This is a genomic window from Allorhizobium sonneratiae, assembly GCF_023700755.1.
Taxonomy (GTDB): domain Bacteria; phylum Pseudomonadota; class Alphaproteobacteria; order Rhizobiales; family Rhizobiaceae; genus Allorhizobium; species Allorhizobium sonneratiae.
Window position 1 is genome coordinate 393865 of the sequence record NZ_JAMKOJ010000002.1, and the last position, 12944, is coordinate 406808.

General features: G+C 57.2%; 11 protein-coding genes. 8 read left to right on the forward strand and 3 right to left on the reverse strand.

Annotated elements, in window-relative coordinates; translation table 11 throughout:
- The first annotated feature begins 299 nt into the window (after positions 1–299).
- The 7 genes from NAC44_RS04820 (at position 300) to NAC44_RS04850 (ending at position 7923) form a co-directional block, all read left to right on the forward strand.
- Positions 300–728, forward strand: coding sequence for a MarR family winged helix-turn-helix transcriptional regulator (locus NAC44_RS04820; protein WP_250938381.1), 429 nt, complete (start codon positions 300–302; stop codon positions 726–728).
- 366 nt (positions 729–1094) lie between these two features.
- Positions 1095–2483 (forward strand): M20/M25/M40 family metallo-hydrolase, encoded by a 1389-nt coding sequence (locus NAC44_RS04825; RefSeq protein WP_250938383.1) that lies wholly within the window; start codon positions 1095–1097, stop codon positions 2481–2483.
- Between the two features lie 938 nt (positions 2484–3421).
- A complete protein-coding gene (locus NAC44_RS04830; RefSeq protein WP_250938385.1) occupies positions 3422–4846 on the forward strand; it encodes a phosphomannomutase in 1425 nt (474 codons plus the stop codon).
- Positions 4847–4891: 45 nt separating this feature from the next.
- Positions 4892–5380 (forward strand): acyl-CoA thioesterase, encoded by a 489-nt coding sequence (locus NAC44_RS04835; RefSeq protein ID WP_250938387.1) that lies wholly within the window; start codon positions 4892–4894, stop codon positions 5378–5380.
- Between the two features lie 102 nt (positions 5381–5482).
- Complete coding sequence (gene recF / locus NAC44_RS04840; protein WP_250938389.1) at positions 5483–6625, forward strand: DNA replication/repair protein RecF; 1143 nt, start codon at positions 5483–5485, stop codon at positions 6623–6625.
- A gap of 1 nt (position 6626) precedes the next feature.
- Positions 6627–7403 carry a molybdopterin-synthase adenylyltransferase MoeB gene (locus NAC44_RS04845; RefSeq protein WP_250938391.1) on the forward strand — a complete coding sequence of 259 codons (777 nt, stop codon included), beginning with the start codon at positions 6627–6629 and terminating at the stop codon, positions 7401–7403.
- A gap of 43 nt (positions 7404–7446) precedes the next feature.
- The gene (locus NAC44_RS04850) at positions 7447–7923 is read left to right on the forward strand and encodes a GNAT family N-acetyltransferase (protein ID WP_250938392.1); all 477 of its coding nucleotides are present in this window, start codon (positions 7447–7449) and stop codon (positions 7921–7923) included.
- Here the strand turns inward: NAC44_RS04850 and NAC44_RS04855 are convergent, their stop codons facing one another.
- Complete coding sequence (locus NAC44_RS04855) at positions 7924–8928, reverse strand: 2-hydroxyacid dehydrogenase (RefSeq protein WP_250938394.1); 1005 nt, start codon at positions 8926–8928, stop codon at positions 7924–7926.
- 317 nt (positions 8929–9245) lie between these two features.
- Between NAC44_RS04855 and NAC44_RS04860 the strand changes: the two genes are divergently transcribed.
- Complete coding sequence (locus NAC44_RS04860) at positions 9246–9785, forward strand: SH3 domain-containing protein (RefSeq protein WP_250938396.1); 540 nt, start codon at positions 9246–9248, stop codon at positions 9783–9785.
- Here the strand turns inward: NAC44_RS04860 and NAC44_RS04865 are convergent.
- Positions 9778–10770, reverse strand: coding sequence for an adenosine kinase (locus NAC44_RS04865; protein WP_250938399.1), 993 nt, complete (start codon positions 10768–10770; stop codon positions 9778–9780). The genes NAC44_RS04860 and NAC44_RS04865 overlap by 8 nt on opposite strands.
- Before the next feature lie 235 nt (positions 10771–11005).
- On the reverse strand, positions 11006–12571 hold the full coding sequence (locus NAC44_RS04870; protein WP_250938401.1) for a putative bifunctional diguanylate cyclase/phosphodiesterase: 1566 nt from the start codon (positions 12569–12571) through the stop codon (positions 11006–11008).
- Positions 12572–12944 lie beyond the last annotated feature (373 nt).

A 12944-nucleotide genomic window follows, 5' to 3' on the forward strand; every position in this document is an offset into this window, starting at 1 on the left:
AAATGACACATTTGGCCGCTCATTTACATCTCAACGGCACAGCACAGGGTGCCGCGACCTGGCCAACGGCTCGTCCCCCGCCGCGCCAGGACGGAGCGCAAAGACCTTATCCCCCTCTCCGGGTCTTTGGTGCTCTTATGAGAAACCGCCACGGTCCGCCCCCGGCCGTGGCGGTTTTATTTTATCTGATGACAAGGTCAGACAATTATCTGATGTCAAAGAGAAAATTTCGCCAACACCATGGCTTTATCCGATAAAAGTGCTTCGTGCTTTCGCGTGTCATACTGTATGTTTCACCCATGGATTTCGATCGCAAAGCATCGCCTGCCTATCTGATTGCTCAGCTCGCCAAGGAATTTTCCCGGTGCCTGCTGGACCGTTCGGCTGATCTTGGCTTTTCGCCGGGCCAGTTTCCGGTTCTCGTCGAGCTCTGGCAGGAAAACGGCCTGACCCAGAAACAACTGCTGGAGCGCATTGATGTCGAACAGGCGACCATGGCCAATACGCTCAAACGGATGCAACGCGACGGCCTGATCGAACGCCAGCCTCATCCCGGCGACCGGCGCGCCCAATGTATTTTTCTCACCGAAAAGGCAATCGGCCTGAAACAGCAGGCCTTTGCGGCCATAGAGGATGTGGATTCGCGGATTTTTGCCGGTTTTCGACGCTTTGAAAAGGAATTGATGCTCGAATTCATCCGCCAGGCGCTGGAAAACGCCAGAGGATAACTATCGGGCATCTGCGCGCCTGCGGCTCCGATGCTCTTTTTTTCAAGCATCAAATTTTTCCGAAAACCGGTTCTTTTTTTCACGCATGTCCGAACGGAAAACCGCTTCGCACTTTTCCTGGACAAGGCGTCGGCTTTTCGGTCCGATGCTCTTTTTTTAAAGCATCGGATTTTTCCGAAAACCGGTTCCCACTTTTCGGTCCGATGCTCTTTTTTTCAAGCATCAAATTTTTCCGAAAACCGGTTCCCACTTTTCGGTCCGATGCTCTTTTTTTATAGCATCGGATTTTTCCGAAAACCGGTTCCCACTTTTCGGTCCGATGCTCTATGATCCCTCCGACGTCACAAGCGCAGGAACTCCATACCCATGACTGACCTTGCCCCCGTTCTCGCTGCAGCCGATGCGGCCTTGCCACAAAGCCTGGACCGGCTGTTCGAGCTGCTGAAAATCCCCTCGATCTCCACCGATCCCGCCTATAAGGCCGATTGCCGCAAGGCAGCCGAATGGCTTGTCGCTGCCTTGCACGAGATCGGCTTCACTGCTTCACTGCGCGACACGCCCGGCCACCCGATGGTCGTTGCCCACCATGAAGGCGCAAGTGCGGATTGCCCTCACGCCCTGTTTTATGGCCATTACGATGTCCAGCCCGTCGATCCGCTGCCGTTATGGGAAAGCGATCCCTTCATCCCCTCGATCAAGGAAATCGCGCCGGGCCGCAAGGTCATTACCGGTCGCGGCACCTCCGATGACAAGGGCCAGTTGATGACGTTTGTCGAAGCCTGCCGGGCCTATAAGGCCGTCCACGGCACGCTTCCCGTCAGGATCACCATCCTGTTCGAAGGCGAAGAAGAATCAGGCTCTCCGTCGCTCAAACCCTTTCTGGAAGCAAACCGCGAGGAATTGTCCTGCGATTTCGCCCTGGTGTGCGATACCGGCATGTGGGACGCGAAAACGCCTGCCATCGCCGCCACGCTGCGCGGTCTTGTCGGTGAGGAAATCATTATCACCGCAGCCGATCGCGACCTGCATTCCGGCCTGTTCGGTGGAGCAGCCGCCAATCCCATCCATGTCCTGAGCCAGATCCTCGGTCGTCTGCATGATGAAAACGGTCGCGTCACCCTGCCCGGCTTTTACGACGGTGTGGAAGAAACGCCGGAAAACATCAAGGCATCGTGGGAGAAACTGGCCGAATCGGCGGATCGCTATCTCAAGGATGTCGGTCTCTCCATTCCGGCGGGCGAGAAAGGCCGCAGCGTGCTGGAACTGACCTGGGCGCGACCGACCGCCGAAGTCAACGGCATTATCGGCGGCTATACCGGCGACGGCTTCAAAACCGTGATTGCGGCTCAAGCCTCGGCAAAGGTCTCCTTCCGGCTGGTTGGTCAGCAGGACCCGCAAGCGATCCGGGAAAGCTTCCGCGCTTTTGTCCGCAGCCAGATCCCCGCCGACTGCTCGGTTGAATTCAAGGAACATGGCGCCTCTCCCGCCATCCAGCTTCCTTACGACTCACCGGTTCTGACCAAGGCCAAGACCGCACTCTCCGATGAATGGCCAAATGCTGCCGTTGTGATCGGCATGGGCGGCTCCATTCCCATTGTCGGCGATTTCCAGACCATGCTCGGCATGGACTCGCTGATGACCGGCTTTGCCCTCGTTGACGACCGCATTCACTCTCCCAATGAGAAATATGACCTGATGTCGTTCCAGAAAGGCATTCGCTCCTGGGTGCGCATTCTCGATGCTCTAAGCTGTTGAGAGTGACGGAAAAGAATACCGAAAAGCAAAAAGGTCGGGGAGAACCCGACCTTTTTGTGCCATGCAGGCAGCCATGCCAGTACATCCGTGGTCAAGGCTGCAAGAGATCAGAATGGTTCAGCCAACAAAAGCCAAACCATTCATCAAGTCATTGGGAAAATTTCTATATCCCGCTTTGTTAATATTGATGATTGCACCATTAGCTTAACGAAACGTTACCCTTCGACATCAGGTTATTCCTATTTTTCATGAGCCTGCCCTTATCGATGTCAGAAATTATGCGGAAATGCCCGCCCACCAACTGCAATGGATCAACCCATCTCTGCACTTCATGGAAAGCTGCGACAGGATGATGCATGCCAGAACAGAGATTTTGCCTAAAATTTACCCGTTCCGGCTCGCCTGCGTCATCGCCAGCATATTCACCTGTCAAACCCAAATGCAGCAGAAAGAGCCCCTACAGATATACCTGAACCCAAAACACAGAAAATAAATATATTATTCAATATGATACCCCCATAGACATAACAGCGCATAACACAACAGACCAAGGCAAGGCCCCAAGACCGGTCAAAAGCGACGTTCAATACACAGGGGGCTCACGACGGAAAATGATTGAGGTATGCATTTTGCGCATTGCTGCGTTGCGGTAAAGGGAATATTCAACCCCTAAAAATCCGCTATATTCAAATCATCGAAGCGACGCACTCCTCCTCCCAGTGTCGCTTCAGATAGGACCGGCAATACTCCTCCTCCTCCCAATTGCCGGTCAAGTTCAAGAGCCCGACGCCTCCTCCTCCCGCGTCGGGCTCTTTTGCGTTTTAGCATACCCTTCATAGTTCAAAGCAGTGTGTTTCTCCTTTACGCAAGTCTTTTTGACCTTTGCCGTTTGCCCGTGTAGCAATGGCGCATCGATCATCTTGAGGAGCTGGAAGACGATGGCGGCGAAATTCGGCACGAGTGGCTTGCGGGGGCTGTCGAGTGAACTCGTTGGACCTGTTTCCGCGCTTTATGCAACGGCCTTTGCTCGCATGTTACTGGAAAAAGGCCATTTGCAACCTGGCGGTCTCGTGCTGATCGGTCAGGATTTCCGGCCCTCAAGTCCACAGATCGCTGCGACTGTCATGGCCGCGTTGCGCCGCGCCGGTCTCATGCCTCTTTCCTGTGGCGCCCTGCCGACCCCGGCCCTTGCCTTTTACGGGCATCATCTCGGCGCTGCGGCGATGATGGTCACGGGATCGCATATTCCGGCAGACCGCAACGGTATCAAATTCTACAGACCCGATGGTGAAATCGACAAGGCCGATGAAGAGGCGTTGACTGCCCTTGCCACAACGCTGGTCGATGACGAAACGGCCAATCGGGTGGAGGAAGGCAGCGGCGAGGATCACAGTGTCGAGGCCATGACGCTGTTTTTCAAACGCTATGCTGGCCTGCTCGCAGCGGACGCCTTCAAAGGCCGCAGCATCGGTGTCTATCAGCACAGCAGCGTCGCCCGCGAAATGCTGGTTCAACTGCTCGACACATTCGGGGCAAAGGTGGTTCCGCTCGGCTGGTCGGATGATTTCATTCCCGTCGATACGGAGGCCGTGTCGCAGGAGACGCTGGAAAAACTGGCCGTTTGGGCAGGAGACCATGACCTTGATGCCATTGTCTCGACTGATGGCGATGCCGACCGGCCACTCTTGGCGGATGAAACGGGCCAGCCATTGCGCGGCGATCTTCTCGGCCTGATAACGGCGGAGTATCTGAACGCTGCCACGGTCGTCACCCCCGTCACCTCCAATTCCGGCATCGAACACAGTGTAAAAGGCAAGGTCATCCGCACGCGTGTCGGCTCACCTTATGTGATTGCGGCCATGCAGCAGGCGGTGGCTGAGGGCGCGGACCGGGTGATGGGTTTCGAAGCCAATGGCGGTCTGATGCTGGCCACGGATTTTCCCGTCGGCTCCGGTACTCTTGCCGCCTTGCCGACGCGGGATTGCATTCTGCCTCTTCTGGCAACGCTCAGCACCGCCTTTGGCGGCGGACTGGCCCTGTCCGACCTTGTTGCGCGGACAGCCATGCCAGTGGCGCTGGCCGACCGGCTGGAACACTATGCGCAGGAGCGCAGCTCTGCTTTCATGGCCCACCTGCGCTCATCCGAGGCAGCTATGGTCGAAACATTGGCACCACTTGGCCCGATTTCGGCAAAAAGCGACATTGACGGTCTGCGCCTGACGTTGAGCGATGGCAGGATCGTGCATTTCCGCCCTTCCGGCAATGCCCCGGAAATGCGCTGTTATGTCGAAGCCGCAACCTTGGGCGAGGCCGAGGATCTTCTGAGACAGGGACTTGCCCTGCTCTCTGCCTGGCAGGCATGATTTTCACGACATATTTTTCCAATCCTCCTCTGTAAAAGGTAGTCCATGGACCGCGCCCACGACCCCAGCCAGCTTGAAATGGTTGTACTGATGACCCCTGATATGGCAAACTTTTCCGGCAAGGTGCATGGCGGCGCCCTGCTCAACATTCTCGACCGCGTGGCCTATTCCTGCGCATCGCGCTTTTCCCAGCAATATGCCGTAACACTGTCGGTGGATCAGGTGGTGTTCCGCCAGCCGATTCATGTCGGCGAGATGGTCACCTTTCGCGCCGCCGTCAATTATGCCGGACGGACCTCCATGGAAATCGGCATCAGGGTCGAGGCGGAAAATATCCGCACCGGCGAGCGGCGCCACACCAATTCCTGCTATTTCACGATGGTCGCAGTGGACGAGCATGGCAAACCGACCGAAGTTCCGACCCTTGCGCTCGACACGCCCACCAAGATCCGGCGCGAACGGGCCGCCCGTGACCGCCGAACCCTCCGGCACGAGTTTGAAAAGCGTTTCCACGCCGTATCGGGTGGCGAGTAATCTCGCATTTTCAGGCATGTCGCGTTCATTATGTTCAATGAAGCGATAACATATATGCAGCAAGCGATTCCGGTTTCAGGATTTATGCCCTATGACACCGCAATGAACGACAAAACCTGCATTGCCCGGCTGAAGCTTGGGGATTTCCGCAATTACATCAGCGCTTCACTGCGGCTGGACGGTCGCCATGTGGTGCTGACCGGCACCAACGGCTCTGGCAAGACCAATCTGATGGAGGCGGTTTCGTTTCTCTCGCCCGGCCGCGGTTTGCGCCGGGCAGCGCTTTCCGACGTGGTGCGGGCTGGTGCGGCAGGCGGTTTTTCCATCTTTGCCGAGGTTCAGGGCATGGCCGGCGAGGTGGAGCTTGGCACCGGCACGGAAATGCAGGACGAGACCACGCTGCGCCGCTTGCGGGTCAATGGCGCTCCGGTCCGGTCGCTTGATGAACTGACCGACCATCTGCGCCTCATCTGGCTGACTCCGGCCATGGATAGCCTGTTTACCGGCCCGTCTTCCGAACGGCGGCGATTTCTCGACAGGCTGGTTCTGTCGATCGATCCCGGGCATGGGCGGCGCGCCAGCGATTTCGAGCGCGCCATGCGCAGCCGCAACCGGCTTCTGGCCGAGGGCCGTTTTGATCCGAGCTGGCTTGCCGGGATCGAAAACCAGATGGCGGCGCTCGGTGTCGCCATGGCTGTGGCCCGGCAGGAAATGATCCGGCTACTGACCGGACTGATCGACGAGCGGCGCGCGCTTTCCCCTTTTCCGGTCGCCGATCTCCGGCTGGAGGGATTTCTCGATCGGGAGAATGCACAGGCTGCGATCGATCTGGAGGATGGCTATCGCGACCGTCTGGCCATGGAACGCGGGCGGGATGCAGCGGCGGGGCGCACGCTGGAAGGGCCGCATCGCAGCGATCTTCTGGTGCGCCACCGCGACAAGGCGATGGAAGCCGAGCGCTGCTCGACCGGTGAACAGAAGGCACTGTTGATCGGCCTCATCCTCGCCCATGCCGAACTGGTGGCCAGCATGACCGGCTTTGCCCCGATCCTGCTTCTGGACGAAATTGCCGCCCATCTCGATGAAGGCCGCCGCGCGGCCCTGTTCGACCGGATCGATGCTCTGGGCGGCCAGGCCTTCATGACTGGAACCGACCGGCATATGTTTGCAAGCCTTGGCGACAGGGCACAGTTTATCACCGTGCAGGACGGATTGCTGTCCGCTGATGAAAATCATGGAGCGTGAGATGTCAGACAGGTCCATGGAACCGCTATCCCCCGAAGAAATCACGCGCTATCAGCGCCATATCCTGCTGCCGGAAATCGGTGGCGCCGGACAGCAGGCCCTGAAACGGGCGCGGGTCATGGTGATTGGCGCTGGCGGGCTGGGCGCACCGGTTCTTGCCTATCTGGCAGCAGCGGGCGTCGGCACGCTTGTCATTGTCGATGACGACCGCGTATCGCTCTCCAATCTGCAACGACAGGTCATTCATGACAGCGGCACAATCAGCGAGCTGAAAACCGAAAGCGCTGCCAAAGCGATTGCACGGCTCAATCCCCATGTCCGGGTCGAGCGCCATGAGGCCCGTTTCGATGCGGATTTTGCCGCGCGCCATCTGGGCGGCATCGACGTGCTGATCGACGGTTCCGACAATTTCGACACCCGTTACGCCGCAGCCGATGCAGGCGAACATCATCAAAGACCGCTTGTCACTGGCGCGGTTGGCCGCTTTGACGGATCTGTCACCGTGTTGAAACCCTATGAGAGCGGGCCGGATGGACAGGACTTCCCACGCTATCGTGATCTCTTTCCGGAAAAGCCACCCGCAGGCCTCATTCCCAATTGCGCCGAAACCGGTATTGTCGGGGCGCTGACTGGAGTGATCGGCACGCTGATGGCGATGGAAACATTAAAACTCATCACCGGCATTGGCGAAACGTTAGTAGGTCGTTTGCTAATTTACGATTCTCTATCGGCGCGGTTCGATATTGTGCGCTATAAGAGGCGGCCCCTGAAATTATAAGGGCAATCCATCTATAAGGCCCCTGCATTTACAAGGAATGGCCATGGTCGAGATCATACAGATTGACGAGCATTTCGAGGATTGGCAGAGCCTTCTGGCTCTGGTGCTCAAAGCCTTTGATTACATGCACCCGTTGATCGACCCACCCTCTTCAGCCCTGAAACTGACGCCAGAGGCGCTGAAAGCCAAGGCACATGAGGAGATCGGCTATGCCGCCATGATCGATGGCGCGCTGGTTGGCTGCCTATTCTGTCGCCTGCATGAGCCGGAAACGCTTTATCTGGGCAAGGTCGCGGTTTTGCCGGATATGCAGGGACAGGGCATAGGCCGCGCCATGCTGAAAGCCGCAGAAGGCGTTGCCCATGCCTGCGGCGTTCGGGTGCTGGAGCTGGAAACCCGCATCGAACTTGACCACAACCATCGGCGGTTTGAAAAATGGGGTTTTCAGACCATCGCCAAAAAATCCCATCCCGGTTACGACCACGCCACCTATGTGACGATGCAGAAACGGTTGAACTGATCAATCCCGTCCCGGCAGCACCCGGTTTGGCGGCCTGTGACCGTCGAAATAGGTGCGGATGTTGATGATCACCTTTTCACCCATGTCGATCCGGCCCTCGATGGTGGCCGAGCCCATATGCGGCAGAAGCACGACTTTTCCTTCTTCCGCCAGTTTCAGCAGTTTCGGGTTGATCACCGGCTCGTTTTCAAAGACATCGAGGCCGGCCCCGGCGATCTTGCCGTCGCGCAGGCACTGGATCAGGGCGGATTCGTCGATAATACCGCCGCGGGCGGTATTGACTATATAGCTGGTCGGCTGCATCAGGGCGAGGCGGCGGGCTGAAATCAGATGATAGGTGGCCGGCGTCGAGGGACAATTGACCGAGACGAAATCCACTCGCGCCAGCATCTGGTCCAGACTGTCCCAATAGGTCGCCTCCAGCTCATCCTCAGTCTGCGGATTGGCGCGCTTGCGATTGTGATAATGAATGGACAGGCCAAAGGCCTTGGCGCGCCGGGCAACTGCCGTACCGATGCGCCCCATGCCAACAATGCCAATCCGTTTTCCGTGAATGCGCCGCCCCAACATCCAGGTCGGCGACCAGCCGCTCCATTCTCCCGGTTGCTCGGTCAAAATGCGTCCGCCTTGCAAGAGCCGTCTGGGCAGGGCCAGTATGAGCGCCATGGTCATGTCGGCGGTGTCTTCCGTCAATACATTGGGCGTGTTGGTGACGGTGATGCCCTTGCGGGCGGCGGCATCGATGTCGATATGATCGGTGCCGTTGGAGAAACTGGCAATCAGCTTGAGCTGGGCTCCCGCCTCGGCAATCAGGCTGGCGTCGATACGGTCCGTCACCGTTGGCACCAGCACATCGGCCTCCTGCATCGCCGCCAGCAATTCGGCCCGCTCCAGCGGCCGGTCATCGATATTCAAACGCGCATCGAACAGTTCCCGCATGCGGGTCTCCACGGCCTCGGGCAATTTGCGAGTGATGAAGACCTTGGTCTTTTTTCTCTGGGTCATGGGGTGTTTCGATGCCTTGTAAAGAAGTTCTTAACCAGGATGGACGGATATATATCCATAAGTAGGTTTTCTACCAAACCCTTGTGAGAAGACCAACATCCCATTTTGCGCCAGGGCGCGGAAGATGCCGACGCAGCTTCGCTTTGACACATTTGCATGACAGTTTGCTCAGGGAAAGCGGGTACCAGTCTTTTCTGAAGACAAAGAAACAACGATATCGAGGATCGATCTGTTTCATGACGATTAAGATTCATTCTTGCAGTGGAACCGTGGCGGGGGCTTTGGGTTCTTCTGGAACATGACCACTGGATACATCCATGCCTGACGGTTTTTTACGCTCCTGCCTTGGACTGCTTTTGATAAGCGCTTTGCTGACATTCGGCTCCAGCGCCATGGCCGAGGGGCCAACAAAGGGGCCAAGCGGCCTGCCGCTGCCGCGTTTCGTCAGTCTGAAATCATCCCGTGTCAATCTGCGCATCGGCCCTGGCACCGATTACGCCACCGCCTGGACCTATCAAAAAGGCGGTTTGCCGGTGGAAATTATTCAGGAATACGACAACTGGCGCAAGATCCGCGATTCCGATGGCACAGAAGGCTGGGTGAACCAGATCCTGCTGTCCGGGGACCGTACCGCGCTCGCCGCACCCTGGATGCGCGGCAAGGGCGACGATGTCTTTGTCAACATGCACGATTCTGCCGATTCCTCAGCAACGGTCATCGCCAAATTGCAGCCGGGCGTCATCATTCGCCTGAGCGAATGCACCGGGAAATGGTGTCGTGGCGAAGTCGGCGACACCAAGGGCTGGGTCGCCCAGAACCAGATCTGGGGCGCCTATCCCGGTGAAGCCTTCAAATAAGACCGGCTTCTTTCGCGGCATCAGCCAGAGAAAGTGTCGGGCGCGGGCCTATCTGCTGGATAACCAATCCGGCAGCAAAACAGCCAAGCTGGCCGCAGCGCTCCAGTGACAGGCCCTGCGTATATCCGTAGAGAAAACCGGCGGCGAAAAGATCGCCTGCACCTGTCGTATCGACCAGTTCCTCGATCGCATCTGCCGGCACCGTCACCCTTTCGTCACCGCGCAGGATTGTTGCGCCATCTTCGCTCATGGTCACGGCCGCCAGTTTGCAATCGGCGGCAATCTGCCTCAAGGCGGCCTCAAAATCCTCAGTCTCGTAGAGCGCCAGCACTTCCTGACGGTTGGCGAAAACGATGTCGACCGTGCCGGAGCGCATCAGATCGAGAAATTCCGCCCGATAACGATGCACACAGAAACTGTCGGACAGCGTCATCGACACCTCGCGCCCATGCGCATGGGCAATGCGGGCGCATTCGACCATGGCCTCCTTGGCGCGCGGCGGGTCCCAGAGATAACCTTCGAAATAGGTCACTTTCGCGCCGGCCACGACCTCAGGCTCGACATCTTCGGGACCGAACTCAACACAGGCGCCAAGATAGGTGTTCATCGAGCGCTCGCCATCCGGGGTGACGAAAATCATAGACCGGGCCGTTGGCGGCTCCTGGCCCATTGCGGGCGTGGCATAGTGCACGCCCTGGGCCCGGATATCATGGGCGAAAATTGCGCCCAGCTGATCCTCTGCAACCTTGCCGAAATAAGCCGCCTTTCCGCCGAGACTGGCAACGCCCGCGGCCGTATTGCCGGCACTTCCGCCCGACGTTTCAATGGCAGGACCCATCAGGGCGTAAAGCCGCTCGGCGCGCTCGGCATCGATCAGGTTCATCGCCCCCTTGATGATCTCGTTCCTGACAAGAAAATCATCATCGCAGCGGGTGATGATATCAACGATGGCGTTGCCGATGGTCAAAACATCGAATTGCGTCATGAAAGAAGACCTGCTCCGCGTGATGAACGCCAGACCGTCTCAGCGGACGGCGCTCGGTTCCTGTGCCACGTTCCCCGATATTGCCGGACAAACGCACTCAAAAATCTCATAGCGGATTTTCGCAGACGCGAAAGGATAAAATCTCGCCAGAGTCGAGCGGAACCTGAGGTATTGACAGGCGCTTTCCAGAAAAAGTCAGATATCGCGCCCAGGTTATGGATTGATGCAGGAAGAATTACCCGGCAATTTTTCTTTGCATCTCGGTCTTGGAAAAAGACGCGATGAGATCAAGCGTTTGATCGGCAGGCATGGCCTTGCCAAAAAGATAGCCCTGACCGATATCGCAACCGAGATCCTTCATGAATTCCAGTTGCTGATTGCGTTCGATGCCTTCGGCTGTCGTCACAATGCCAAGCCCCTTGCCAAGATGCATGATGGCGCGAACGATGTCTTCCTGCTTCTTGTCGCTCATCACGCCTGCGATAAAGCTCTGGTCGATTTTCAGCTTGTCGAACTGGAATTTCGACAGTTGCGACAGACTGGAATAGCCGGTGCCAAAATCATCCAGCGCAATGCGCACGCCACGATTTTGCAGCTCCGTCAGAATGGCGATCACCGTCTCGGTGTCCCGCACCAGCGCCGTTTCGGTGATTTCCAGTTCGAGGCGCTTGGGTGGAAAGCCGGTTTCCTGCAGAAGCGCGCAGGTTTTCTCGACAAATCCGCGATCAAGCAATTGTGTGGGCGAAATGTTGAAGGCCAGAAGCAGTGCCTCCGGCCAACGGGCGGCATCCCGGCAGGCCTGCCGCAACAGGCTGTCGGACAATTCCCCGATCAAGCCCGCAGCCTCGGCCAGTTCAATGAAATCGCCCGGCGGCACGTAATTGTTGGGGCCGGTCTGCCAGCGCGCCAGCGCCTCAAAACCGCGCAGGCGCCCTGATCTAAGATCGATCAGCGGCTGATAATAGGGCTTGATCAGCCCCTCACGGATGGCATTTTTCAGCGCCAGCTCTGTTTCAGCCCGGCGCAGCACCTGATCCTCCATGATCCGCTCAAAGCCATAGACGTGATTGCGACCGCTGCGTTTGGCCACATACATCGCCACATCGGCGCAATGAGCGGCATCGTCCAGATCGTTTCCGTCTTCCGGATAGAGTGCAAAGCCAATGCTCGCACCGATTTCCGCCGTCATGCCGCCGATGTCATAGGGGGCGCTGATCCGTTTGAGCAGCTGCAGACCCGCCTGTCCGGCATCCACCCCTTCCTGACGTTCTGCGATCACCAGAAATTCATCGCCCCCCAGGCGATAGACCGTGGAGTCAGGCAGACCTTGCTGCAAGCGGTCTGCAACAGCCCGTAACAGCAGATCACCTCCCTGATGACCAATCAGATCATTGACGCCTTTGAAGCCATCGAGGTCGATGGCATAGATCACATAGCGTTTGTCGCTCTGGCTATTCACGCCCTGGCTCGTCAGGGTTTCAAGCGCGCGCCGGTTCGGCAGAAGGGTCAAAGGATCATGGTTGGCAAGCCATTCCTTTTCACTCTCAACCTGGCTGCGTTTTTGCATTTCAAGCCGCAGATCGCGCAGGCGGCGATAGGCATAGATAAAGCCCAGGATACCGGTAAACGCGGCAACATCAAACAGTTCGTCAAGTTCCAGCAGGTTTTGATGGGACAGCAAACCATCCCAGACATCGTTTATGTTCAAGAAGACAATCAACATCCAGAGACCAATGCCAACAACAGCCAGAACCAATGCATCCCTGCCTGCCGCCGTGCGGGGAATGGGCGAAAACCGCATTGTCTGAAGCCTCCTGCAAACACTGTGTCAGCTGTCAATCAGCCCATCATGCCGGACTGATGTAAAATTCATGTTAAAATCGACGCTAAATAAGTATTCATTAATGAAATCCATGTGAGACGGCCCCGTCATATTGCATCGCAAAATTGAGCGGCAGAAGCATCAGCAGAGGCCTTTTCTTTTTCATTCCGATGGTTCAGTTTGCTCATCAGCTGCCGTGCCGGGCCATGACCTGTACGACAGCATGATGGAGGAAGAACCGGGCCGTACCAATCCGCCATGCGGGTTTTCACATGCTGTTCCCGGTCAAGAGATGATGGCGGGCGCTTGTTGCTGGGCGGCCTGTCATGACATGAGGCGAAAGAGGGTTGGA